The sequence below is a fragment of the Sedimenticola thiotaurini genome (assembly GCF_001007875.1).
Lineage (GTDB): Bacteria > Pseudomonadota > Gammaproteobacteria > Chromatiales > Chromatiaceae > Sedimenticola > Sedimenticola thiotaurini.
On the sequence record NZ_CP011412.1, the window covers coordinates 2,746,777 to 2,770,208 of the forward strand.

Below are 23,432 nucleotides of genomic sequence, written 5' to 3' on the forward strand. Positions count from 1 at the left end.
GGTACGGGCGTGCCATTAGCTACTGCCGGTTGACCACCTCAAGCTTGGGTGGTGTCTCCGGTTCTCCGTCCTCCTGCTCCGAAGCGGCCCCCGGCAGTGTCAGTGACGCTGGCAGATGGACCGAGGCGGGGTGTTCGCTGCCCAGTTCCAGTCCGGCCTTGAAACAGTCGAACGCCTTCTCCTTTTCACCCATCTTCTCCAGCAGGGTGCCCAGGGTCCGGTAGGCGGCGCTGCTCGGTTCAATGGCGATGCTGGTCTCCAGGTAGGTCCGCGCCTTGCCCCAGAGCTTGTTTGCCAGGCAGAGCTGTCCCAGGGTCAGTAACAGCACCGGACTGCGGGGCTGGTTCTTCAACCAGGCTTCGGCCATGGAGAGCTGGCGGGCCCGATCATCCGCCGGCACTCGTCCATAAAGCTCCACCAGATCCTCGCTCCAGTTGCGTTCAATGGCGTCACGCAGGACACGCTCCACCTGGTTGTGCTCGCCCCGGTTCATCAGATGGTTGGCATAGGTGGTCACCATCTCCTCACGCAGGCGGATCGCCGACGGAATGCGGTTCCAGACCGTCTGCAGCTGGGTGAGGTTCTCATCCTGGGCCGCCTCCGTGATCTGGTTCTGGTATACCCGCAGCTCCAGCGCCTGGAGCTCCTCCGGCTCCACCACCTTGCGCTTCTTCAGCTCCGGCAGCAGCAGCCCCAGCTCCCGCCAGTCACCCAACCGCTGATACAGCTCCTTCAGCAGTTTCAGTACATGGGTGTGGCGCGGGGCGATCTCCCGCAGATGTTTGAGTGTGGCCAGCGCCTGCTCCAGCTGGGCATGATCAAGCTGCAGCTCCGCCTGGGTCAGGCCCACCGCCACATCCGCCTCCGGCATGCTTTCATGGGCCAGTTGCAGATAGTGGTCGCGCCGATCATGGGCGTTCTGCTGTTGTGCGGAACGGGCCGCCGCCAGGTAGTTCAACAGGGGGGTCTCCGACTTGTCGGCAAGACGCACCAGATCCCGTTCGGCCCGTTTCCAGTCACCTTCAGAGAGCTCCACCAAACCGTGGATGAGTGATTTCCGGGCACGCTTGGCACCGCGAACCTGACGCCAGTCATGGAATTTTCGCGGCGTAGCACCCAGCCGCGAGAGGATCCGCAAAGTGAGATAGAGTAGACCGAACAGCAGCAGATTCATTATCAGGAAGAAAGCCAGACTCCCCTCCACGGTCCACTGCCCGTAACCGATCAGGATGTAGCCGTTATCCTCTTTTACCGCCAGCGCCAGCAGTACTGACACAGCTAAACCGAGCAATCCAAGTATCAGAAATCTCATTGGGCATCCTCTTCTCCGGCCGCCTTCATGCGCGCCTGCAGGGCAGCCAGGGAACGGGAAATATCCGGCAATTGGGGATTTATATCCACCGCTTGCAGCGCGCTGATCTCCTGCTGGACCGCTTGGGTGGCGGTTGCATCCGGATCAAAAAATTCACCAACCCAGCTGGCTGCCTGCGCCAGACTGGAGCCATACAGCTGGGTGTCACCCTTCAGCAGCGCCAGGCGGGCCGCCTCCAGTTGCAGTTGCAGATTCTGATAGACAAAAAACTGCTGCTCCGGGGGCAGCATGGCGCTGACCGGTTTGTCCCGGTGCCGGATCACCATGATCGATTTGAAACCCTCCCAGCCATCCTTCAACAGGCTCTCCACGCTGCGTTCCCGGTCGGCGTCCTGGCTCTCATTCGGCGCCGGCTGCGGCGGGGAGTAGCTGAGTCCCACCAGTTTCAGTGCCTGGATCTGATCTTTCAGCCCGTTCAGCCGGGCCGATAATCCCACCCGGTCCAGTTGGCCCACTGTTTTCAGGGTGGCGATCTCCTTGGCCAGCTGTTCCCGGACTTCGATCCAGCCCGGATCACCGCTATCCCGCAACCGACCGTCGGCCGCCTCCAGGGCGCGGATGGCGGTATTCACATCACCCGCCAGGCGCAACCGGTGGTTGGCCACCCGCATCAGGTACTCCGCCTCGGCCGCCATCCAGGCGTTGCTGCTGCGTCCGACCCGGCTGTAGATGGTCTCCAGGGAGTTCTGCATCTCGCTGGCTTGCTGGCTGAGGCGTTCACGTGCTTCGGCCAGTATCTGCTGTTGCTTCTCCAGCGCACCGCGCTGCTCATCAAACGCCTGCTTCTGCTGCTCGAATGCCTGGGACACGGTTGCCAGCTTGTCCTGCAGGGCCTGCTGTTCCGTGTCCGCCTTGCCCAGTGCCTGGTTCATCTGCTGCAGCGACGCCTGCAAACCGGTCCAGTACTGATAGCCGTAGCCCAGTGCAACGAAAACCAGAATCAGGGCGACGAGTGAAAAGACCAGGGAGAGTTTCGGCAATGCGGACTTGTTGCTGGCAACCTTCGGCGTCGGCTCCTGCACGGCCTCTGTCGTTTCAATGATTTCGGCATCCTCGATCGCTGGCGCCGCGTCCAGGACCGCCTCATCCTTGTCTGGATCTTTCGCGTCTTTCTTGCTCATTCACTTTTCCGTCTGGTTGTGTGTGGCAACCGGGCTGACCGGTTGGTATGGATGCAGCGCGCCGGAGGTCCCCGTCGTGGCGCCGCTTCACTGCAGTTTCGTTCATCAAGTTGCGGTACGGAGTCCTTAGTAGTCTAGCAAAGCACCACCTGTCGGAATACTCGGAATACCCCGTGGACACTGTGACCCGGGCTCTGCCCGACAAACAGGGCAGACCGGGCCGTCAGCGATTTCCGGCCCACAGGCAGATCGCCTCAAACAGATCCTGCTCGTCCGCACTGCGTGACAGATAGACTTCATGGCACCCCAGCTCCCGGGCATGCTGGCGCATCCGGTCGCTGATCACGATCATGGGTGTCTGTTGCAGCAGCGGCTGGCCTGCCTCACCCAGCATGGTGAACAGGTTATCCAGCAGGATATTACTGCTCACTGTAACCACGTCCACGTCATCCCGCCAGCGCCGAATCAGGGGATCCGGATCCGTGTCGGGGCAGCGACGTTGATACACTTCGACAAAATCCACCGTCGCACCACGCTCCACCAGGGTATCGGCCAGCAGTTCACGACCACCATTTCCGCGCAGGATAAGAATGCGTTTGCCGGCCACATCCTTCAGCTCCGGAGTCGCCAGCAGCCCCTCACTGTCAAAGGAGGTTTCCGGTACCACATCCACCGCATAACCGGCTTCCGCCAGGGTCTGGGCGGTCCGTTTACCCACGGTGGCCAGGGCGACGCCGGGCGGTATTTTCTGATCCGGCAACTGCTTTATTCCCCAGAGAACCGCATTGGGACTGACAAAGACCGCCATCTGGTAGTCGGCGAAATGGGACAGCTGTTCAGCCACCCGCTGCGGATCGGCCGGATCGATAATCTCCACCGCCGGAAAACGCACTGCCCGGCCGTTACGGGCAGCAATCATGCGACACAGGGTCGTGGCCTGATGTTCAGCGCGGGTCACCAGCACGCCAACACCGGACAGATTGCAGTCGGAGGTGGATGGGAGAAAGGACATGGCTATCGTCTCACTTCTCATACAGGTGTTTGAGCACCTGGTCTGCGCCCTGCCCAAGCAGATCCTCCGCCACAGCGATACCCAGGGAGTCCGCCTCACTGGCCGGAGCACTGCGCTCGGTCCGCATAATACGGCTTCCATCCGGTTCACCCACCAGGCCGCGCATGAACAGTTTGCCGTTGTTAAGCACCGCAAAGCCGGCTATGGGTACCTGGCAGCCCCCCATGAGGCGATGGTTCATGGCCCGCTCCGCCTCCACACAACAGGCGGTATCCCCATCGTGCAGGGGCTTAATCAGGGCATTGACCCGTTCATCATCGATCCGGCACTCGATGCCGATGGCGCCCTGACCAATCGCCGGCAGGCTATCCCCGGTCTCGATGTAGGAGGCGATGCGTGGCTGGTAGCCGAGCCGGATGAGACCCGCTGCAGCCAGGATAATGGCGTCAAATTCGCCCTCATCCAGCTTGCGCAGCCGGGTGTTGACGTTGCCCCGCAGGGGAACTATTTTCAGATCGGGCCGCCGATCCGCCAACTGACACTGGCGCCGCAGGCTGGAGGTACCGACCACCGAGCCTTCCGGCAGCTCTTCCAACCGACTGTAGCGACTGGAGACAAAGGCGTCACGGGGATCTTCCCGCTCCATGATGACCGCCAGGTGCAGCCCGTCGGGCAACTCGACCGGCACATCCTTCATGGAGTGGACGGCAATATCGGCCCGCCCATCCAGCATGCCTTGTTCCAGCTCCTTGACAAAAAGTCCCTTGCCACCGATCTTGGCCAGCGGGGTATCGAGGATTTTGTCACCCTGGGTGCTCATACCGACCAGTTCCACCTCCAGGCCGGGATGCGTTTCTTTCAGCAGCTTGGCGACATGCTCCGCCTGCCACATGGCCAGCGGGGATTTTCGGGTAGCGATTCGTAAGGGCTGGGACATCACAGTTTTCTCGGTGAAAAAAGGCGCATGCTATAATCTCTGGCTGGTACAGGCAAATACCAGCCCCCGGTTGACGTGCCGGATTCACCGGCCCGTCGGGTTGCTTCACCAAACTCAAGGTTACATCAATCATGCCGATAGTCTGGTCCGACCCCTGTCTGACACACCAATCCTATGGTATCCAATGTGCTCAATGACGAACTGGCACTGATTTGTCCGGACCCGGTAATCGGCATCAGGCGAAACGGTATTATTACGCTGTTCAATCCCGCAGCGGAACGCATGCTGGGTTACAGCCGGGATGAGGTGATCGGACAGCTGCAGGTGGCCAAACTCTATCCATCCCGGGAGAGCGCCCGCGAGATCAAACGCCTGATGTACTCCGACAGCAAGGGTATCCGGGGGCAGATTATCGGTCACAATACCCACCTGCTATCAAAAAGCGGCGAACGCATCCCGATCCAGCTCTCAGCCAGCCTGGTGGAACAAGATGGCCGGGAAGTGGGCAGTATCGGCTTCTTCCGGGACCTCACCGAACGCCTGGAACTGGAACGCTCACTGAAGCTGCTGACCGTTACCGACAACCTGACCGGCCTCTACAACCAACGCCATTTTCAGACCGTGCTGAAGCGGGAAATCGGTCGCAGCAACCGTTATAAACACCCCCTCAGCCTGATCTGCATCGACCTGGACAACTTTAAATCGGTCAATGATTCCCTGGGCCATATCGAAGGGGACCTGGCGTTGCGTTATGTCGGCGATTGCATCGCTACCCTGTTACGCAACAGCGACTACGGCTTTCGCTACGGCGGCGACGAATTCATGCTGCTGCTGCCGGAAACCCCGCAACAGCAGGCGCAAAATCTCACCATGCGCCTGATAGACCATTTTTCCCGCCATATGCCGGCCAACCTGGTGCAGATATCACGGGAGGGTAAGCCGGTCTCACTCAGTATCGGCATTGCCCAATACCGGGAGGATGAGTCAGTTTCCACCTTCATCAAGCGCACCGACCTGGCCATGTACCAGGCCAAGAAAAGCCCCGGTTGCCTGGCGGTGATGGCGGATTAAGCGCTCTGCCAACAGCCGCCGGATAACCCCGTCACGCCCGTCCCCGCAATAGTTTCCGCACCTCCGGCAAATGCCGCCGGCTCACCTCCAGCTCCGCCGCACTGCCGGCCAGGGTCACGGCGCAGGTTCCACCGTCGAGCCGTTTCAGGCCAAGCAGCCGTTCCTGCATGATCAGGGCGTTCCGGTGGATACGGATCAGTCGCTCGGAAAACCGCTCTTCCAGTGATTTCAGCGACTCCTCCAGCAACGCCTCGCCGGCGGTGTGGCAAACTGTCACATACTTGTTGTCGGCCTGAAAATAGATCACTTCGCTGAGGGGAATCCGTTGCAGGCCGCCCCGGAAACTGACACTGATATAGGCCTCCTCCAGCGGCGACTGCAACGCCTGCAGCGCCTGTAACTGGGGTCGACTCAGGGTGACAGCCTTCTCCATAGCCCGTTGCAGGCGCTCGCGGCGGATCGGTTTCAACAGGTAATCCACCGCATGGCGCTCGAAGGCGGCCAGTGCGTGTTCATCATAGGCGGTGACAAAAATGACCGCCGGCGGCGTCGCCATAGCGGTCAGCGCAGCAGCCGCCTCCAGCCCATCCATCCCTGGCATGCGGATATCCATCAGCACCAGATCGACCTCGCTGCGCTGGGAAAACTGTACCGCATCCCGACCGTTGTCCGCCTCCCCCACCACATGACAGGGCGGGCCTATCTCTTCGATCAGGCTGCGCAGACGCGCCCGGGCATGGGCTTCGTCATCAACAATCAATATTTTCATCGAGCCACCTCACTGCTCCTTCCAGGGATGGGGGAACACCACCCGCACCTGGTGATCACCATCCACTTCACCAACTGTCAGGGAGGCCTCTTCGGCAAAAAATCCCTGCAATCGCTCACGGGTATTCTGCAGGGCCATCCGGTTACCCGGACGACGCGCTTTGTTGCCACCCACCGGCAGGGTGTTGCGGATGCTGATGTTGACCCGCTTGCGCCGGTAGCGCCCGGTAATCTGGATCAGGCCGGGCTGGGTGGAGGGTTCGATGCCGTGATAAATGGCATTCTCCAGCAGCGGCTGCAGGATCAGTGCCGGCAGTTCCGCATCCAACGGCAGCGCCTCCAGATCCCATTTGACCCGCAGGCGGTCCCCCAGCCGCTGCCCTTCAATTCGCAGGTAGCCACGGCACAGTTCAATCTCCTCCCCCAGGCTGGACATGCGTTGGGCATCCGCCAGCGAGGCCCGGAACAGGTCGGAGAGGTCATACACCACCTCCTCCGCCAGGGCCGGATCGGTACGGGTCAGGCTGGCGATGGTGTTCATGCTGTTGAACAGAAAATGGGGCCGGATGCGTGACTGCAGAGCCTGCAGATGGGCCTTCGATTCCGCCTCCACCTGGAGGCGCCAGCGATACTGGATCGAGAGGTAGTGCATCAGCACCGCGCAGACAATGGCGCTGATGACGAGACTTTTAAGCAGGAAGGTCTCCCCGGCAGGCATGGAGAGGGCCCAGATGGCCAGCAGCGCGACGGCCAGGGTGACCCCCATCAGGCTGCACCAGATAATCAGGCCCACCTGCCAGGTTCGCAGATGGCTGATCCAGGGCCGCAACAGGCAGATCAGGGCACTGCCCACCAGAGCGATCCACTGGATGTAGAGAGAGCGCAGACTCAGTTCGCTGGCAAACTCACTGAACGAGTCGATCGCAGCCAGGGTCAGTATCACCGCCAGCAGTTCCGCCGAGATCACCACCCCGAACACCATGCGGATACTGCAGAAGTTGGGCAGATAGGTGGTCTGGCGCCGTTCCGGTACGTTCCCCTTTAATCCTTTCTGCTTCATGCCCCGGCAATTCCCCTTCAGGCGTTAACCTGGCTCCGATTCCTGATACAATCGCACCGCCCTGGCAGCTACCTGTTCGTTTATTCTCTTTGCGATCAGTCAAAGGCCATGGACTAACCCGAATTTTATGACCAATTTCTCGTAAAGACGCCAGGAACGCAAAGAAAACCCGTGCTGATACAGACGCGAACCGCAACCATCGGAAAAGAGCCTGTAGCAGCTTTCGCTACTCAGCCCGCTTTGCACGTCCCGCGCCCCTGCAAGATAATTCGGGCTAATATCTTACACTCTCTATCACCCATCCAGCCGATGCCTGGTTCTCACGCAGGAATATTAGTCTCATGAGCGATAAAAAACTCTGGTCCGGCCGCTTCAGCGAACCCACCGACGCCTTTGTGGAGGCGTTCACCGCCTCTGTGGAGTTCGATCAGCGCCTCTACCGCTACGACATCCAGGGCTCTATCGCCCATGCCACCATGCTGGCCAAGGCCGGTATCCTGACCGTCGAGGAGCGTGACACCATTATCGCCGGCCTGCAACAGATCCAGGCCCAGATCGAAGCCGGTCAGTTCGAGTGGTCGGTGGAGCTGGAAGATGTGCATATGAACGTGGAGTCGCGCCTCACCAGCGCCATTGGCGACGCCGGCAAGAAACTGCATACCGGCCGCTCGCGCAACGACCAGGTGGCCACCGATGTACGACTCTACCTGCGGGACGAGATCGAAACCATCCGGGCCGAAATCCTGCGCCTGCAGCAGGCCCTGCTGGACAAGGCGGAGCAGGAGGCAGACACCATCATGCCCGGCTTCACCCACCTGCAGACCGCCCAGCCGGTCACCTTCGGCCACCATCTGATGGCCTGGTTCGAAATGCTGGAGCGGGATCGTGAGCGGCTGGCGGACTGCAATAAACGGGTCAACATCATGCCGCTGGGCGCCGCCGCCCTGGCCGGCACCACCTACCCGATCGACCGTTACTACACCGCTGAACTGCTCGGTTTTGCCCGGCCCAGCGAGAACTCCCTGGATTCGGTCAGCGACCGGGATTTCGCCATCGAGTTCAGCGCTGCCGCCGCCCTGATCATGATGCACCTGTCGCGCATGTCGGAAGAGCTGATCATCTGGTCCTCGGCCCAGTTCAATTTCGTCGATCTCTCCGACAGCTTCTGCACCGGCTCCTCCATCATGCCGCAGAAAAAGAACCCCGACGTACCGGAGCTGGTGCGGGGCAAGACCGGCCGCATATTTGGTCACCTGATGAGTCTGCTGACCCTGATGAAGGGCCAGCCCCTGGCTTACAACAAGGATAACCAGGAGGACAAGGAGCCGCTGTTCGACACCGTGGACAACCTGAAGGGCTCGCTGAAGGTGTTCGCCGACATGATTCCGGCCATCACCTGCAAACCGGACAGCATGCGTGAAGCGGCCATGAAAGGCTTCGCCACCGCCACCGACCTGGCCGACTACCTGGTGCGCAAGGGAACCCCGTTCCGGGATGCCCACGAAGTGGTGGGCAAGGCCGTAGCGCTGGGCGTCAGCAAAGGGTGTGACCTGGCCGATCTGAGCCTGGAAGAGCTGCGCGGATTCTCCGAGCAGATCGACGATGACGTGTTCCAGGTGTTGACCCTGGAGGGTTCGGTGGCGGCCCGCGACCATATTGGTGGCACCGCACCGGCCCAGGTGCGGGCGGCTATCAGCCGTGCCCGTCAGCGGCTGGACAGTGAGTGAATACTGACTGACCGAGCCCGGCTACAGGCGCCTGTTCAGGATGGGATCTCCGCAGGGTGGCACAACAGGGCGCCCACCCTACCTGCCACCAGGCGCCTGCATTTTCCTGGCCGTTGCATGTATAGTTACCACAGAAACCAAACAGGAGAGAGGAGCCCATGAGCCAAACTGCCGCTGACCAAGCCGTGCTGCTACGCGAAGATCGTGACAACATCGCCTACCTGACGCTGAATCGTCCCAACCAGTTCAACGCCCTGTCGGAAGAGCTGCTGGATGCCCTCCACAGCACCCTGGACGCCATCGCGGAAGATGAAAGCGTGCGGGTGGTGGTTCTCGCCGGCAATGGTCGCGCCTTCTGCGCCGGACACGATCTGAAGCAGATGCGCACCCAGAGCGAACGGGAATACTTTCAACAGCTGTTCGATCACTGTGGTCAGGTGATGACCCGCATCACCAGCCTGCCACAACCGGTCATCGCCCGGGTACACGGCATCGCCACAGCCGCCGGCTGCCAGCTGGTAGCCTCCTGCGACCTGGCCATCGCGGAAGAGGGATCACGCTTTGCCGTCTCGGGTATCAATGTGGGTCTGTTCTGCGGTACCCCCAGCGTGCCCCTGTCCCGTAACGTGGGACGCAAACAGGCCATGGAGATGCTGCTCACCGGTGGCTTTATCTCCGCCCAGCAGGCCGCTGCTCAGGGCCTGATCAATCGCGCCGTCCCCCTGGAGCAGCTGGACGAAGAGGTACTCAAACTGGCCCGCACCATCTGTAACAAGTCACGAGCCTCCATTGCCCACGGCAAGGCGATGTACTACAAGCAGCTGGAGATGGGGGTGGAGCAGGCCTACCAGTTTGCCAGTACCGCGATGGCCGACAACATGATGTTCGCGGATGTCAGCGAAGGTATTGATGCCTTTACGGAAAAACGTCCGCCTAACTGGCAGGACCGGTAGACGGTGTTTCGACTCCACCCCCGGTTGTCTGCCGATACCCGGCTGATCTGCCACCTGAGCCTGTGTGAAGTGCGGCTGATGAATGACTGCCGCTTCCCCTGGCTGATTCTGGTTCCGCAGCGCCCCGGGGTGACCGAGGTGCACCAGCTGGAGCAGAGTGATCAGCGCCTGCTGATCATTGAAAGCAGTCACGCGGCACGGGTCCTGGAGCAGTGCTACGGGACAGCCAAGACCAACCTGGGCGCCCTGGGCAACCTGGTCCCGCAGCTGCACTGGCACGTGGTGGCCAGACGGACCGATGACCCCTGCTGGCCGGGCCCGGTATGGGGCTGTGGTGAACGACAGCCCTACCCGGCCGCCGAGCTGGAACAGCGCATCGCGGAACTCCAGGTATGGTTTACCGATGAGTGACGAAACGACCGATTCGCTGGCCCAGCTGAACGCGCGCCTGCTGGCATTTGCCCGGGAGCGGAACTGGGAACAGTTCCACTCCCCGAAGAATCTGGCCATGGCGCTGATCGCCGAATGTGCCGAGCTGGTGGAGCATTTCCAATGGTTGAGTGAGGCGCAGAGCCAGCAGCTGTCGGAACAGAAGCGGGAGCAGGTGGCCCTGGAGATGGCGGATATCCTGATCTACCTGATCCGTGCTGCCGAGCGACTGGATATCGACCTGATCGAAGCTGCCAACCGCAAGATTGCCATCAACGAAACCCGTTACCCGGCAGAGAAAGTATACGGGGACGCACGTCGGGCCGGTGAGTACGACGACCCGGCTCAATAGCCGGGGTCAGGATTCAGCCGCCATGATGACCCAGCAGCCGGCGGAGACTCCAGCGCCGTCGTCGGCGCTGCAGACCCAGCTCCACCTCGGCCTGGTTAGCCACCAATACCGCCTCCGGTACCCGCTCCCGAATAGCCTCGAACAGGGTCAGCGACACCCCCTTACCCTGCCGGTGGCTGATCCAGAGCAGATTCAGTTTCATATTCAGGTCGGCAAATACCACCTGTTCCGCATGCTGCCGGAACAGTGTATGCAGCTCCCTATGCAGCTGTTCCAGGCGCTGCGGGGCCCAACGCTTCAGGCCCGGTATCAGCAGCATGAAATCCGCCAGATACTTACCACCGGGGTCAGCGGTGGGGACACGTCGCCATAGCGGGTCTCCCGGATGCCACTCCGCACCAGTGACGAGATCGCTCGTTTCCATCCGGCCTCCTTGTACCAACCGGGTTGGTCGGAAAAATGATCCACTGCCCGGAGTGTTAGGGACTAAAGTTTAACTACATTCGGACGCATTATAGTCTGTTGAAGGTCGATCTTTAACCGCCAGCGGTCAGCGCTGGCGTGTGACGTGACGATCAGCCACCAATTTTGAGTAACTTGCAGGTATTCACAGGCGCGGACGACGGATGGGCTTATCCGGCGCCAACCCGGACATACGGTTTGGAGGATCTTGGTTTTGACTCAGGCAAGCAGTACAACCCGCCAGGCGCTACAGGATGCGCCCTGCGGGGTGATGTTTTTCAACCGGGACGGTTGCATCAGCTGGCTCAATCCGGCCCTGGAACGCATGCTGGGACTGACCGCCGACCAGCTGGTGGGACAGTCCCGGGAGCAGTTCCCCTTCACCTCCCATCGGGGTCTGTTCAAGGAGAGCGGATTGATGCACCTGTTCGGCAGCGGCGTGGAACAGGAGCGCTGGCTGCAGTGCACCGTGGTCACCCCGCCCGCCACCGATCCGGACATGTACCAGGTAAAATTCTTCCAGGATATTACCGAACTGGTGCAGTTACAGGAGGAGAATCAGCGCCTTAACCAGCAGGTGCAGGAGCTGGCCATCACCGACGAGCTGACCGGCCTGGCTAACCGTCAGGCACTGACCCGGGCCCTGAACTCCCAGGTGGCCCGCAGTCGACGCTACCAGAACCCGCTCACCCTGGCGGTTATTCAGCTGGCGGACAGGGACGGTGCCGGCGCGATACCGGATGAGGTGATCCTGGCGGTGAGCCGTTACCTGCGCGACCGGCTCCGTTGGGTCGATATGATCGCCCGCTGGGAAGAGAGCCAGTTTATTATCATCCTGCCGGAAACCAGCCTGCAGCAGGGCCACGACCTGATGGACAAGATGCTGGCCAGTTTCTCGGAGCTGGCACTGCCAGCGCCCCATACCACCGGTTCCCTGGCGTTGCAGTTCGGACTGGCCGAGTGGCGCAAAGGCCAGGACGCCCGACTGCTGATGAAGCAGGCGTTCGCCAACCTGGCCGAAAACGGTGCCGGCGACGGCCCGGCCTGAGGGGTGAACAGTGGCCGATGCGGTCTCATACAAGGACGGCATCGGTCGTCGGGAACTGCTGACCGTACGCCGCCGCTTTATGGGACTGCACCGGGAGCGGCTGCGGGTCATTGCCCGTGAGCTGACCCCGAGCCAACGGGTCTTTGTTGACCTTCTGCCCCTGCTGTTTCACATCAACCATCCCACCCTGCCGGGCTTTGCCGGCAGCGAAACACCCATCGGTATTCCCGACTACACACCCACCCTGGGGGTACTGCGCAGTGCGCGCAAACTGAGCCGCAGTTTTGAATATAAAAAGCGTGCCCGGCGGCGGTTTCATATCCAGGCGCTCTATCTCATGGGCAGCATCGGCAGTATCGCCCACACCCGGGGCAGCGATTTCGATATCTGGCTCTGCCACGATCCGGAGCTCGATCACGATCAGCGCCAACAGTTGCGTGCCAAGGCCCGCAAACTGGAGGCGTGGGGTAAAGAGCTGAACCTGGAAGTGCACTTTTTCCTCATGGATGTGGATGCCTTCCGCGCCGGCCGGCTGGATGACCTGTCCCATGAGAGCAGTGGCACAACCCAGCCCCACCTGCTGCTGGAGGAGTTTTACCGCACCGGCGTACTGCTGGCCGGACGCTACCCGATCTGGTGGATGGTGCCACCGGAGGAGGAGTCGAACTACACCAGCTACGTGCAGATGCTGTTCCACAAGCGCTTCGTCGACCCCCTCGACTGCCTGGACTTCGGCAGTCTGGAGGCGATCCCGGTGGAGGAGTTTGTCGGCGCCGCCCACTGGCAGCTGTTCAAGGGTGTGGAGTCGCCCTACAAAACCATTCTCAAGCTGTTCCTGACCGAAGCCTATGCCCGGGAATACCCCCATATCCGTTGGCTCTGCCTGGAGACCAAAAAAGCTATCTACAGTGGTGAACTGGACCGGCGCGAGCTGGATCCCTATGTATTGATGTACCGGCGGGTGGAGGAGTATCTGCTGGAGCGCGGTGAACCGGAACGGCTGGAGCTGGCGCGGCGCTGCCTCTACTTCAAATCCGAGCAGGTCCTGAGCCGCGCCCCGCTGCGTAGCCGGCAGGACTGGAAGCGGGAGATGGTGACATCCCTGACCAGGGAGTGGGGATGGGGTGAGGGCCTGCTGGTCAATCTGGATGCCCGCCAGAGCTGGAAGATCGACCAGGTGATGGATGAACGGGATAACCTGGTCCGGGAGCTCAGCTACAGCTACCGGCTGTTGACCGACTTCGCCCGGGAGTACGCCTCCACCCAGACCATCGACCCGGCCGAGCTCAGCCTGCTCGGGCGCAAACTCTATACCGCCCTGGAGAAACGCCCGGGCAAGATAGATAGTATCAATCCCGGCATTACCCGCGGTCTTTACGAAGAGCGGGTATCGCTCCACTACAGTCGCACCCAGGGCGATCAGTACGCCTGGTTTCTCTACCTGGGTGAAGTGAATGAACAGGCTGCCCGGGTCACCAGTCCACTCAAGAGTGCCGCCTGCCTGGGTGAGGTGCTGGCCTGGTGCCACCTCAACCGCCTGATCAACCTGAACACCATCATCACCCTCTATCCCAAGGAGAATCCGGTCAGTCAGGCGGAACTGGCGGCCCTGGTCGGCGCACTGCATAACGCCTATCCGCCCCATGAGACCGTAGCGGTGCCCATGAGCCGGTTGAAAAAGCCCCCCTACGCCCTCTCCTGCACCCTGTTCATCAATACCGGTATCGACCCGATGGGCTACCTGGCGAAAGTGGGCAAACAGCTCACCACGGAGCGCAGTGACCCGCTCAGTTTCGGTTCAGCGCACAGCTCGTTGGTGGCCACCGTGGAGCAGCTGATCACCACCAGTTGGGGTGAGACCCTGGTCACCTATCACCAGGGCACCCGGGGATTGCTGGAGTGTCTGTGCCATTTCCTGCGCATGAGCCTGCAGGGCGACCCAGCCCGGCAACCGCCGCGCGCCACCGCCCACTGTTACAATTCGGTACGGGGCAGCAGCACCGCCAGACGGGTGGAAAAGCTGTTCAACGACGTCCTGCACTGCTTCAGCCCGGCGGGCAGCGGACTGGAGAGTCGCTATGTGCAGCAGATCGAAGATGATTTCTACCTGATCCACTATCAGAACGACAAGTTCTCCTACTTTCCGCTCAACGATCTTCAGGAGCTGCTGGACATACTGGCGGAACCCCAGCGCAGCTACCGCCCCACCACTATCGACAGTATCAATCTGGCCAGCACGCCGCTGCCCTGCATCCTGCGCCACAACCGGGCCGGCACCATTCAGATTTTTTACCGTATCGAGCAGGGTCAGACCGAGCTGTATATCCTGGACGAGCACGGTGCACTGTTCCATCAACAGATGCCGGAGGCGGACGAACACTACCTGCTGGTGCAGCAACAGCGCTTTTTCAGAGGGATGCTGCTGCAACGCAGCCTGAGCCTGCCGGGAGACCAGCCGGCCCAGCGTTACCTGCTGGATGCACCGGAGTTCTACCAGCTGCAACGCCACCACAATGGGGAACACCTGGCCGAGCCACGAACCCCGCCGCGCCACCGCCTGCCCGACAGCTACATGGAGTTGCGCCTGGTCAGTGAGGGCCTGGATCTGAACCAGGCCCCCCACCTGCTGATCTGCGGGGAACGGGAGTTCAGCTCACTGGAGTACGGTGACACACTCTACAGCACCGTGGCACAACATCTGCTGGAACAGCGTATCGGTCACAAGGCCTACCCCATCTACCTCACCAGCCTGGAGCTCTCCGGCATCGGTTCTGAAGAAGATGCCACCACGATCCAGTTTCTGAAGTTCAAGAAGCGGCTGGAGGAGCGTCTCAATCAGGCACTGTTCAAGCTGCAACAGTGATCCGATCCCACCTGCGGCGAGGCCCAGCAGCAAATCCGGTTGGGTTTGGCCACCGCCAGGGTTACAATGCCGGCTGTTGAAAAAATTCGGAGCTACACGCCATGTTTTGCTGGTCTCGCTATCTTCTCTGGCTGGTCATTCTGGTGCTGGGTACCAGCAGCATGCTCAGCGCCTGCGGCCAGAAGGGTGCACTCTATCTGCCGGACCCGGCCACCCAGCAGCAGGAAGAGAGCCAGGACAACTAGCCGGATACCATAATGAAATATGCCTTCACCAAGATGCACGGACTGGGCAACGACTTTGTCGTGTTTGACGCCTTCAGCCAGCCGCTGGAACTGACCCCCGAACAGTTCCGCCATATCGGTGATCGCAACTTCGGCATCGGCTGCGATCAGATTCTCCTGGTGGAGCCACCCACCCTGCCGGACACCGACTTCAATTACCGCATATTCAACGCCGACGGGGACGAGGTGGAACAGTGCGGCAACGGTGCCCGCTGTTTTGCCCGCTATGTGCACGACAAGGGCTTGACCGACAAGCGGGAGATCCGGGTCGGCACCAAGGCCGGCGTGATCACGCTCCTGATGGAAGCGGACGATATGATCCGGGTCAACATGGGCGTCCCGGTACTGGAGCCTGGCCAGATACCCTTTGTAGCCGATCAAGCGGCTGCCGAGTATCAGGTCGAGGTGCAGGGCGAGACCCTGACCCTGGGCGTGGTCTCCATGGGTAACCCCCATGCGGTGATGGTGGTGGACAACCTGGAGCATGCGCCCCTGGAGCAGATCGGCAGCGCCCTGCAACAGCATCCCCGTTTTCCCCAGCGGGTCAATGTGGGCTTTATGCAGATCCTCTCCGCAGATGCCATCGCCCTGCGGGTTTTCGAGCGCGGCGTGGGCGAGACCCTGGCCTGCGGCACCGGTGCCTGTGCCGCTGTGGTGTCGGGCCGGCTGCGGGGACTACTTAACAAAACCGTCAAGGTCAGCTTGCCGGGCGGATCACTTATGATAGAGTGGCCTGACGAACAGGCGCCTGTGCTGATGTACGGTCCGGCCGCTTCGGTTTTTGAAGGAAGCATCGAACTATGAGCTCACAACCCGAGCCAACCCCGGATTATCCCCAGATCGAACAGAATCTGATTGAGTATCTGAACAACCATCCCGATTTTTTTGACCGCCACCCGGAGCTGCTGACCAAGCTGGAGCTGCCGCACAACAACGGCAACACCGTCTCCCTGATCGAGCGTCAGGTCGCCGTCTTGCGGGAACAGGCCGAGCAGGATCGGCAGAAGCTGGAAGAGTTTGTCGCCATCGCCCGGGAGAACGAGCTGCTGAATGAGCGGCTGCACCGCCTGACGGTGAAACTGATCGAGTGCTGTGACTTTGAAGAGGTGATCAACACCCTGCAGGATCTGCTGCATGATGATTTCCGCGCCGAGGCGGTGGAGCTGCATCTCTACTCCGCCAGCGCGATGGAGCACGCCAGCAACCCGGACCTGGACGGTTTCCGGGATTTTCTCGACGGCAACCGGCCCCGTTGCGGCCGACTGCCGGCCGAACGCCTGGAATACCTGTTCGGCCCCCAGGCGGAGGATATCGCCTCCACCGCCCTGATTCCGATCCGGGGTGAGGGGTTGCTGGGGGTGCTGGCGATCGGCAGCCACAGCGAGCACCGCTTCCATCCCGGCATGGGCACCGACTACCTGATCCGGCTGGGTGAGATTGTCAGCAAGACCCTGGAAGTGGTGTCGGAACCGGGCAGCTGATGCCCCCTGCCGACCGGCTGCAACAGGGACTGCAGGCGTTTCTCTCCCACCTGCAGTTCGAGCGGCGTCTCTCCCGGCACACCCTGAGCAACTACCGGCGTGATCTGGAGCGTTTCAGCGACTGGTGCCGCACACTCCCCCTACCCGACTGGGACCAGCTCAGCGCCCACCAGGTGCGCGCCTACGTGGCCAAACGCCATCGCAGCGGCATCTCCGGCAAGAGCCTGCAACGGGAACTCTCCGCCCTGCGCAGCCTGTTCCGCTTCCTGATCCGGGAAGGCCGGGCCAGAAGCTGCCCCGCCAGCGGAATTCGTGCCCCGAAAACCGAGCGCCACCTGCCCGCCACCCTGGACGTGGATCAGCTGGGCAATCTGCTGGACGTCAGCAGTGACGACCCCCTGGTGCTGCGGGATCTGGCCATTATGGAGCTGCTCTACTCCTCCGGCCTGCGGCTGGCGGAGCTGGTTTCGGTCAATCTGCACGATATCGACCCGGACGATGCCACCCTGGAGGTGATCGGCAAGGGGGCGAAAAGTCGCCGGGTGCCGGTGGGCAGCAAAGCGCTGGCCGCCATCCGGGCCTGGCGGCAGGTGCGCAACCAGCTGGCCCGACCGGATGAGCAGGCGCTGTTCGTCAGCCAGCGGGGCACCCGGTTACGCCCCCGCAGCATCCAGCAACGCCTACGCCAGTGGGCCCGACAGCAGGGCTGTCAGCAGCAACTCCATCCGCACATGCTGCGCCACTCCTTCGCCAGCCATCTGCTGGAGTCCTCCAGCGACCTGCGGGCGGTCCAGGAGCTGCTGGGACATGCCGATATCAGCACCACCCAGATCTACACCCATCTCGATTTCCAGCATCTGGCCCAGGTCTATGACAGCGCCCATCCCCGGGCGCGCCGGAAAAAGGACGACGACTGACCGGGCCGGCTCACTCCCCGGCCGTCCCGGACTTATCCAGGCCCAGCCGGTAGAGATCGAGTCGGCGATCCTTCAGGTTGGTGACCGAACCTTCGGTACTCAGCAGCTTCAGCTTCTCCAGGTCCACGTCGGCAAACAGGATCATCTCCGCATTCGGGGTCGCCTCGGCGATGGTCGCATCATGGGGGAAATAGACATCGGACGGGGAGAACACCGCCGACTGGGCATACTGGATGGCCACATTGTCCACCCGGGGCAGATTGCCCACGCTGCCGCCGATCGCCACGTAGCACTCGTTTTCAATCGCCCGCGCCTGGGAGCAGATACGTACCCGCAGATAACCGTTCTTGGTATCGGTCCAGAACGGCACGAAAATGATCTGCACCCCCTGGTCGGCCAGCAGGCGGGCAAGCTCGGGAAACTCCACGTCGTAACAGGTGAGAATGCCGACTTTGCCGGCGTCGGTATCGAATACCGATACGTCTCCGCCACCGTCGATCACCCAGTCGCGCCGCTCATGGGGGGTGATGTGGATCTTGTGCTGGGCGTCAATCCGACCATCCCGATGCATCAGGTAGGCGATATTGTAGAGCTGGTCGCCCTCCATCACCGGCATGCTGCCGGCGATAATATTGATGTTGTACGTGACCGCCATCTGGGAGAATCGTGCCCGGATCTGCTCAGTAAAACCAGCCAGAAAGCGGATTGCCTGAACCGAATTTTTCTCCGGCGCCAGCCCCATCAGGGGGGCGCTGAAAAACTCCGGGAACAGGGCAAAATCGGACTGGTAATCGGACAGGGAGTCAACAAAGAACTCCGCCTGGCTCAACAGATCCTCCAGCGAGATCACCGCCCGCATCTGCCACTGCACGATGCCGATACGGACAATGCTCTTCTCGGCGCCATGGCTGAAGTCCCCATCCTCTTCGAACAGGATGTTGTGCCACTCCAGCAGGGTGGCGAACCCCCGGGACTTGGTATCCTCCGGCAGGTAACCGGACATCAGCCGTTTGACATCAAAATCATTGGCGAGCTGGAACGACAGAATCGGATCGTGCAGCTCACGCCGCTTCACCTTGTCGATATACTCCGCCACGCTGCACTCATTGGCGTGGCGGTTATAACCCGGGATACGCCCCCCGGCCAGAATCGCCTTCAGGTTGAGGGCACGGCACAACTCCTTGCGCGCATCGTACAGCCGCCGGCCCAGCCGGAAATCCCGGTAATCGGGGTGCACAAACACATCCAGGCCGTACAGGGCATCACCCTTCTCGTTGTGGCGGGCGATGTGCTGATCACTGACCAGATCACGGTATTTGTGTACAAAGGAGTAGCGGTGGTAATCGACCTTGATGGTCAGGGCGGCGGCCACGATCTTGCCGTTATCCTCGATACAGATCTGGCCATCCGGAAACGCCTTGATCAGTGCCTGGATGGTCTCCTTCGGCCAGGCACCGCCGATATCGGCATAGACCAGATCCATCAACTCGGCAACCTGGGCATAATCCTCCTGCTCGATAACGCGCAGTATAAGGTGGGTTTCGTTCTCTTCACGCATGTTTTGCATCCCGCTGACCACAGCCTGACTCGATGTCTCCAGTATATGCCAGTTCATCTGTCTGGCGGCAGCCGGAGTCGGTACAATAACCGGGCGCGCTCCGTCCAACCCTGAAATGCGCCCTGCAACCAACACCCGGGAGTCCGGTTTGACCAATCTTTTCGCCGCCGCCAAACACTGTTTTCTGCTCGCCGATCCGGATGAGAAGCTGGACGCCTCCCTGGCCCTGGTGGCCGATTGGCGGGCCGGCAATCTGAACTGGGACAGTGATGATGAGCCCGAGCAGTTCATGCAACCGGGCCGCCTGGAGCGCCCCATCCTGGTGCCGCCGCAACAGGTCAGCAAACGGGGCTTCGGCTCCCTGACCCGGCGGGCGGCCCTGATCCACGCCCTGGCCCATATCGAGCTGACGGCGGTCAACCTGGCCTGGGACACCATCTACCGGTTTCGTGGTCTGCCCCGGGAGTATTACGAAGACTGGCTGCAGTGTGCCGGTGAGGAGAGTGAGCACTTCCTCGCCCTGCGCGGCCAGCTGCGCGCCATGGGTTTTGACTATGGTGATTTCAGCGCCCATGACCAGTTGTGGGGCAGCGCGGTGGAGACCGCCCATGAGCTGATGGACCGCATGGGTATCGTGCACCGGGTTTTCGAAGCGCGGGCGCTGGATGTGATACCGGGCACCCTGGAGAAGTTCCGGGAGCTGGGCGACAGCCGTACCGTCTCCATACTGACCACCATCGCCAACGATGAGATCGGCCACGTCAGCGCCGGCACCCGCTGGTTCCGCTACCGCTGTGAACAGCAGGGGCTGGACCCGGACGACACGTTCTTCCAGCTGTTGCAGCGCTACCTGGGCCATGTCCCGCGCGGCCCGTTCAATCATGCAGCACGGCGGCAGTGTGGTTTCAGTGACAACGAACTGGCCCGCCTGGAAGCGGGCGGATAGGCGGGATGTCGGGGCCTACTCCTCTCCATGCCCGAGCAGCTGGCTGCGCAGCATTTTCGGCAGACCGGTGATGCTCAGGGTATCGGTCTCGGGCTGATAATGGACCCGCTTGTTGAGCTGGTTGGAGGAGAAGCTGATCGCCAGATCCCGCTCCCGGCCGGCAAACCGGACATAGCGCTGCAGGCTCTTGCGGTCCAGTAACAGCCGACCCTCATCGGCGGGCAGATGGTCCGCCAGGTAGTTGGAGAAGGCGGCGTTGTCCACCCCATCGAGTGCCTGGGACAGCTCGTTGATGGCCACCGGGGCATCCTGCCGATCCTGCTCCACGCAGTAGTTGACCACCTGGTTGCGGAAATCACTCACCTGCTCTTCCGGCAGCTGCTGGGAGAAGGTCTCGATCCGCTCCAGAAAGTCCCGGGTGGCCGCGGCCTTGTCCACACCGGCGCTGAAACCGGCCAGCTGCTCCAGCAGTTCCGCCATGCCCCGGGCCCGGGAGGGGCTCATGGAGAGATAGGCGCCCCCCTCATCCCCCTGCCACAGCGTCAGATCCACCTTCAGGGCCATCATCGAGGCACCGAAATCGAGGGTCAGCACCGGCTCGATCTCCTGCCGGTCATTGATGCGGCTGGCCACCCGCTGGCTCACCACAAACAGGTAGAACGCCTGCTGCTCATGCTGCTGCTCCAGCAGCAGAACCAGGTGACCGCGCAACTCGGCACCCTGCTCCTGCAACTGCTGCAACAGCTGTTGGGCCAGTTGCCTGCTGAGGGCGACGAAATCCTGCTGGCCGGTCACGAACCGCTCCAGCTCATGGGCCATTCCGCTCTCCCGGGCGGCATCCGAAAAGCGTCCGTGCTCCCGATTGATACGGCCCAGGTAGGCCCGTTTCAGCTCTGCCGCCAGCTCCTCCACCGCCCCATCCACAGCCAGCTCGGCGTCGCGCAGACGCAGGGCCGGCGCGCCGCTCTCGTCGGGATGCAACTGGTGGGTGATGCAGTGGATGATGCTCATGTGAACTCCGCAAAGGCTAAACGACAGGACAGTCCCGGGACAGGCGCGGATTATACCCGTAAAAAGGTCGTACCGGATCGCCCCGGCCAATAGCCTTGAAAATGGCGGTTATTCTCCCCATGTTGGATCGGTTAGAATAGCCATTACTGATTAACAAGGGGCAACGCAGTGGAGCCGATCAAGGGCACAACAATTCTCTCAATCCGCCGTAACGGCAAGGTGGTGATCGGCGGCGACGGCCAGGTCTCCATGGGCAACACCGTCATGAAGGGCAATGCCCGCAAGGTGCGCCGGCTCTACAAAAACCAGGTACTGGCCGGCTTTGCCGGTGCCACCGCCGACGCCTTCACCCTGTTTGAACGGTTTGAGGCGAAACTGGAGAAACACCACGGCCACCTGATGCGTGCCGCAGTGGAACTGGCCAAGGACTGGCGCACCGATCGGACCCTGCGCAAGCTGGAGGCGCTGCTGCTGGTGGCAGACAAAACCGCTTCGCTGATGATCACCGGCCTGGGTGACGTGATCGAGCCGGAAGATAACCTGATGGCCATCGGTTCCGGCGGTCCCTTCGCCCAGGCAGCGGCCAAGGCGCTGCTGCACAACACCGATCTGAGCGCCCGGGAGATTGTCGAGAAGGGTCTCGGCATCGCCGCCGATATCTGCGTCTTCACCAACCACAACCTCGTCATCGAAGAACTCGATGCAGAAGAGTAATTCCTGAACATCATGCCTGAATTGACACCCCAACAGATCGTCCAGGAGCTGGACAAGCACATTATTGGCCAGTCGGCCGCCAAGCGCGCCGTTGCCATCGCCCTGCGTAACCGTTGGCGGCGCAGCCAGGTGGATGAGGCGCTGCGCAGTGAGATCACACCGAAGAACATCCTCATGATCGGCCCCACCGGAGTCGGCAAGACCGAAATCGCCCGACGTCTGGCCAAACTGGCCAACGCGCCCTTTATCAAGATCGAGGCCACCAAGTTCACCGAGGTGGGCTACGTAGGCCGGGATGTGGACTCCATTATCCGGGACCTGGCCGATTCCGCCATGAAGATGGTGCGGGAGCAGGCGCTGGAGAAAGTCAAGGATCAGGCCGCCGACGCGGCGGAAGAGCGGGTGCTGGATGTACTGCTGCCCCGCCCCAGCAGCTGGGAGAGCGACAGCAGCAGTGCGGTGGGCGCCTCCACCCGGGACAAGTTCCGGGTCAAGCTGCGTAACGGCGAGCTGGATGAGAAGGAGATCGAGATCGAGGTCTCGGGCGCCGCCCTCGGGGTAGAGATCATGGCCCCGCCGGGCATGGAGGAGATGACCAGCCAGCTGCAGGGGCTGTTCCAGAACATCGGTGGCGGGCGCACCCAGAAGCGCAAGCTGCGGGTCAAGGACGCCCTGCGCATCCTGCAGGATGAAGAGGCGGCCAAGCTGGTCAATGACGAGGACCTGAAGCTGCAGGCCCTGGAGAAGGTGGAACAGCAGGGTATCGTGTTCCTGGACGAGCTGGACAAAGTGGCCGCCCGCTCCGAGCACGGTGGTCCCGATGTCTCCCGCCAGGGCGTTCAGCGGGATCTGCTGCCGCTGGTGGAGGGCTGTACCGTCTCCACCAAACAGGGCATGGTGCGCACCGACCACATCCTGTTCATCGCCTCCGGCGCCTTCCACCTGGCCAAGCCGTCGGACCTGATCCCCGAGCTGCAGGGGCGGCTGCCGATCCGGGTCGAGCTGGATGCCCTGACCACGGAGGATTTCATCCGTATCCTGACCGAACCGGATGCCTCCCTGACCGAACAGTATATCGCCCTGATGGCGACCGAGGGGGTCAAACTCAATTTCACCGAGGAGGGCATCCGGCGTATTGCCGAGGTCGCCTGGCAGGTCAACGAAGGTACCGAGAATATCGGCGCCCGCCGCCTGCATACGGTGATGGAACGGCTGTTGGAGGGTATCTCCTTCACCGCCACCGAGGTACCCGGCAGCAGCGTCACCATCGATGCCGCCTATGTAGACAACAATCTCTCCGAGCTGGCCTCGGATGAGGATCTCAGCCGGTTCATCCTGTAGGAGTA

At 61.5% G+C, this 23,432-nt stretch carries 23 protein-coding genes; 14 read left to right on the forward strand and 9 right to left on the reverse strand.

Annotated features, from left to right (window positions below):
• Window positions 1-19: 19 nt before the first annotated feature.
• From AAY24_RS12615 to hemC, 4 genes are all read right to left on the reverse strand, one after another.
• Window positions 20-1,312, reverse strand: a complete 1,293-nt coding sequence (locus tag AAY24_RS12615; protein WP_046859983.1) for a heme biosynthesis protein HemY — start codon at window positions 1,310-1,312, stop codon at window positions 20-22.
• Window positions 1,309-2,493 (reverse strand): uroporphyrinogen-III C-methyltransferase, encoded by a 1,185-nt coding sequence (locus AAY24_RS12620; RefSeq protein ID WP_046859984.1) that lies wholly within the window; start codon window positions 2,491-2,493, stop codon window positions 1,309-1,311. The genes AAY24_RS12615 and AAY24_RS12620 overlap by 4 nt, the downstream gene beginning before the upstream one ends.
• Before the next feature lie 223 nt (window positions 2,494-2,716).
• Complete coding sequence (locus tag AAY24_RS12625) at window positions 2,717-3,526, reverse strand: uroporphyrinogen-III synthase (protein ID WP_234422174.1); 810 nt, start codon at window positions 3,524-3,526, stop codon at window positions 2,717-2,719.
• Window positions 3,516-4,442, reverse strand: coding sequence for a hydroxymethylbilane synthase (gene hemC, locus AAY24_RS12630; RefSeq protein ID WP_046859986.1), 927 nt, complete (start codon window positions 4,440-4,442; stop codon window positions 3,516-3,518). Before hemC ends, AAY24_RS12625 begins: the two co-directional genes overlap by 11 nt.
• A 186-nt stretch (window positions 4,443-4,628) precedes the next feature.
• Between hemC and AAY24_RS12635 the strand changes: the two genes are divergently transcribed.
• Window positions 4,629-5,513 (forward strand): GGDEF domain-containing protein, encoded by an 885-nt coding sequence (locus AAY24_RS12635; protein ID WP_199930370.1) that lies wholly within the window; start codon window positions 4,629-4,631, stop codon window positions 5,511-5,513.
• Window positions 5,514-5,544: 31 nt separating this feature from the next.
• On the opposite strand, the gene AAY24_RS12640 is transcribed toward AAY24_RS12635, so the two are convergent.
• Together AAY24_RS12640 and AAY24_RS12645 are read right to left on the reverse strand one after the other, a co-directional pair.
• A complete protein-coding gene (locus tag AAY24_RS12640) occupies window positions 5,545-6,282 on the reverse strand; it encodes a LytR/AlgR family response regulator transcription factor (protein WP_046859988.1) in 738 nt (245 codons plus the stop codon).
• 9 nt (window positions 6,283-6,291) lie between these two features.
• Window positions 6,292-7,341 (reverse strand): sensor histidine kinase, encoded by a 1,050-nt coding sequence (locus tag AAY24_RS12645; RefSeq protein ID WP_046859989.1) that lies wholly within the window; start codon window positions 7,339-7,341, stop codon window positions 6,292-6,294.
• A gap of 341 nt (window positions 7,342-7,682) precedes the next feature.
• On the opposite strand from AAY24_RS12645, the gene argH reads away from it, so the two are divergent.
• The 4 genes from argH (at window position 7,683) to AAY24_RS12665 (ending at window position 10,802) form a co-directional block, all read left to right on the forward strand.
• Entirely contained in the window at window positions 7,683-9,068 is a 1,386-nt protein-coding gene (gene argH, locus AAY24_RS12650; RefSeq protein WP_046859990.1) for an argininosuccinate lyase, read from the forward strand.
• Between the two features lie 158 nt (window positions 9,069-9,226).
• On the forward strand, window positions 9,227-10,021 hold the full coding sequence (locus AAY24_RS12655) for an enoyl-CoA hydratase (protein ID WP_046859991.1): 795 nt from the start codon (window positions 9,227-9,229) through the stop codon (window positions 10,019-10,021).
• A 3-nt stretch (window positions 10,022-10,024) separates the two neighbouring features.
• A complete protein-coding gene (locus tag AAY24_RS12660; protein ID WP_046859992.1) occupies window positions 10,025-10,432 on the forward strand; it encodes an HIT domain-containing protein in 408 nt (135 codons plus the stop codon).
• Window positions 10,425-10,802, forward strand: a complete 378-nt coding sequence (locus AAY24_RS12665) for a nucleotide pyrophosphohydrolase (RefSeq protein ID WP_046859993.1) — start codon at window positions 10,425-10,427, stop codon at window positions 10,800-10,802. Before AAY24_RS12660 ends, AAY24_RS12665 begins: the two co-directional genes overlap by 8 nt.
• A gap of 13 nt (window positions 10,803-10,815) precedes the next feature.
• Here AAY24_RS12665 and AAY24_RS12670 read toward each other — a convergent pair whose 3' ends face one another.
• Entirely contained in the window at window positions 10,816-11,226 is a 411-nt protein-coding gene (locus AAY24_RS12670; RefSeq protein ID WP_199930371.1) for a hypothetical protein, read from the reverse strand.
• A gap of 252 nt (window positions 11,227-11,478) precedes the next feature.
• Between AAY24_RS12670 and AAY24_RS12675 the strand changes: the two genes are divergently transcribed.
• The 6 genes from AAY24_RS12675 to xerC all read left to right on the forward strand — a co-directional run bounded on the left by AAY24_RS12675 (window position 11,479) and on the right by xerC (window position 17,857).
• On the forward strand, window positions 11,479-12,312 hold the full coding sequence (locus tag AAY24_RS12675) for a sensor domain-containing diguanylate cyclase (RefSeq protein WP_199930372.1): 834 nt from the start codon (window positions 11,479-11,481) through the stop codon (window positions 12,310-12,312).
• A 10-nt stretch (window positions 12,313-12,322) separates the two neighbouring features.
• The gene (locus AAY24_RS12680; RefSeq protein WP_046859995.1) at window positions 12,323-15,175 is read left to right on the forward strand and encodes a class I adenylate cyclase; all 2,853 of its coding nucleotides are present in this window, start codon (window positions 12,323-12,325) and stop codon (window positions 15,173-15,175) included.
• Between the two features lie 101 nt (window positions 15,176-15,276).
• The gene (lptM, locus tag AAY24_RS18945; RefSeq protein WP_082117138.1) at window positions 15,277-15,420 is read left to right on the forward strand and encodes an LPS translocon maturation chaperone LptM; all 144 of its coding nucleotides are present in this window, start codon (window positions 15,277-15,279) and stop codon (window positions 15,418-15,420) included.
• A gap of 12 nt (window positions 15,421-15,432) precedes the next feature.
• Window positions 15,433-16,263 (forward strand): diaminopimelate epimerase, encoded by an 831-nt coding sequence (dapF, locus tag AAY24_RS12685; protein WP_046859996.1) that lies wholly within the window; start codon window positions 15,433-15,435, stop codon window positions 16,261-16,263.
• Window positions 16,260-16,940 (forward strand): DUF484 family protein, encoded by a 681-nt coding sequence (locus AAY24_RS12690; protein WP_046859997.1) that lies wholly within the window; start codon window positions 16,260-16,262, stop codon window positions 16,938-16,940. The genes dapF and AAY24_RS12690 overlap by 4 nt, the downstream gene beginning before the upstream one ends.
• Window positions 16,940-17,857, forward strand: a complete 918-nt coding sequence (xerC, locus tag AAY24_RS12695) for a tyrosine recombinase XerC (protein ID WP_046859998.1) — start codon at window positions 16,940-16,942, stop codon at window positions 17,855-17,857. Before AAY24_RS12690 ends, xerC begins: the two co-directional genes overlap by 1 nt.
• A 10-nt stretch (window positions 17,858-17,867) precedes the next feature.
• On the opposite strand, the gene AAY24_RS12700 is transcribed toward xerC, so the two are convergent.
• Complete coding sequence (locus tag AAY24_RS12700) at window positions 17,868-19,415, reverse strand: bifunctional GNAT family N-acetyltransferase/carbon-nitrogen hydrolase family protein (protein WP_335337171.1); 1,548 nt, start codon at window positions 19,413-19,415, stop codon at window positions 17,868-17,870.
• 148 nt (window positions 19,416-19,563) lie between these two features.
• Between AAY24_RS12700 and AAY24_RS12705 the strand changes: the two genes are divergently transcribed.
• Window positions 19,564-20,361 carry a ferritin-like domain-containing protein gene (locus AAY24_RS12705; RefSeq protein ID WP_046861292.1) on the forward strand — a complete coding sequence of 266 codons (798 nt, stop codon included), beginning with the start codon at window positions 19,564-19,566 and terminating at the stop codon, window positions 20,359-20,361.
• 15 nt (window positions 20,362-20,376) lie between these two features.
• Here AAY24_RS12705 and AAY24_RS12710 read toward each other — a convergent pair whose 3' ends face one another.
• Entirely contained in the window at window positions 20,377-21,372 is a 996-nt protein-coding gene (locus AAY24_RS12710; protein WP_046859999.1) for a nucleoid-associated protein, read from the reverse strand.
• A 168-nt stretch (window positions 21,373-21,540) separates the two neighbouring features.
• Here AAY24_RS12710 and hslV point away from each other — a divergent pair, with 168 nt between their 5' ends.
• Entirely contained in the window at window positions 21,541-22,086 is a 546-nt protein-coding gene (hslV, locus tag AAY24_RS12715; RefSeq protein WP_046860000.1) for an ATP-dependent protease subunit HslV, read from the forward strand.
• A gap of 12 nt (window positions 22,087-22,098) precedes the next feature.
• The gene (gene hslU / locus AAY24_RS12720; RefSeq protein WP_046860001.1) at window positions 22,099-23,427 is read left to right on the forward strand and encodes an ATP-dependent protease ATPase subunit HslU; all 1,329 of its coding nucleotides are present in this window, start codon (window positions 22,099-22,101) and stop codon (window positions 23,425-23,427) included.
• Window positions 23,428-23,432: the final 5 nt, after the last annotated feature.

Excerpts from the sequence above, each read along its gene's own strand:
- dapF (WP_046859996.1), top strand. The coding sequence starts at position 15,433 with ATGAAATATGCCTTCACCAAGATGCACGGACTGGGCAACGACTTTGTC.
- AAY24_RS12645 (WP_046859989.1), bottom strand. The coding sequence starts at position 7,341 with ATGAAGCAGAAAGGATTAAAGGGGAACGTACCGGAACGGCGCCAGACC.
- AAY24_RS12690 (WP_046859997.1), top strand. The coding sequence starts at position 16,260 with ATGAGCTCACAACCCGAGCCAACCCCGGATTATCCCCAGATCGAACAG.
- AAY24_RS12655 (WP_046859991.1), top strand. The coding sequence starts at position 9,227 with ATGAGCCAAACTGCCGCTGACCAAGCCGTGCTGCTACGCGAAGATCGT.
- AAY24_RS12670 (WP_199930371.1), bottom strand. The coding sequence starts at position 11,226 with ATGGAAACGAGCGATCTCGTCACTGGTGCGGAGTGGCATCCGGGAGAC.
- argH (WP_046859990.1), top strand. The coding sequence starts at position 7,683 with ATGAGCGATAAAAAACTCTGGTCCGGCCGCTTCAGCGAACCCACCGAC.
- AAY24_RS12710 (WP_046859999.1), bottom strand. The coding sequence starts at position 21,372 with ATGAGCATCATCCACTGCATCACCCACCAGTTGCATCCCGACGAGAGC.
- hemC (WP_046859986.1), bottom strand. The coding sequence starts at position 4,442 with ATGTCCCAGCCCTTACGAATCGCTACCCGAAAATCCCCGCTGGCCATG.
- hslU (WP_046860001.1), top strand. The coding sequence starts at position 22,099 with ATGCCTGAATTGACACCCCAACAGATCGTCCAGGAGCTGGACAAGCAC.
- xerC (WP_046859998.1), top strand. The coding sequence starts at position 16,940 with ATGCCCCCTGCCGACCGGCTGCAACAGGGACTGCAGGCGTTTCTCTCC.
- AAY24_RS12620 (WP_046859984.1), bottom strand. The coding sequence starts at position 2,493 with ATGAGCAAGAAAGACGCGAAAGATCCAGACAAGGATGAGGCGGTCCTG.
- AAY24_RS12625 (WP_234422174.1), bottom strand. The coding sequence starts at position 3,526 with ATGAGAAGTGAGACGATAGCCATGTCCTTTCTCCCATCCACCTCCGAC.
- AAY24_RS12700 (WP_335337171.1), bottom strand. The coding sequence starts at position 19,415 with ATGCGTGAAGAGAACGAAACCCACCTTATACTGCGCGTTATCGAGCAG.
- lptM (WP_082117138.1), top strand. The coding sequence starts at position 15,277 with ATGTTTTGCTGGTCTCGCTATCTTCTCTGGCTGGTCATTCTGGTGCTG.
- AAY24_RS12640 (WP_046859988.1), bottom strand. The coding sequence starts at position 6,282 with ATGAAAATATTGATTGTTGATGACGAAGCCCATGCCCGGGCGCGTCTG.
- AAY24_RS12615 (WP_046859983.1), bottom strand. The coding sequence starts at position 1,312 with ATGAGATTTCTGATACTTGGATTGCTCGGTTTAGCTGTGTCAGTACTG.
- AAY24_RS12665 (WP_046859993.1), top strand. The coding sequence starts at position 10,425 with ATGAGTGACGAAACGACCGATTCGCTGGCCCAGCTGAACGCGCGCCTG.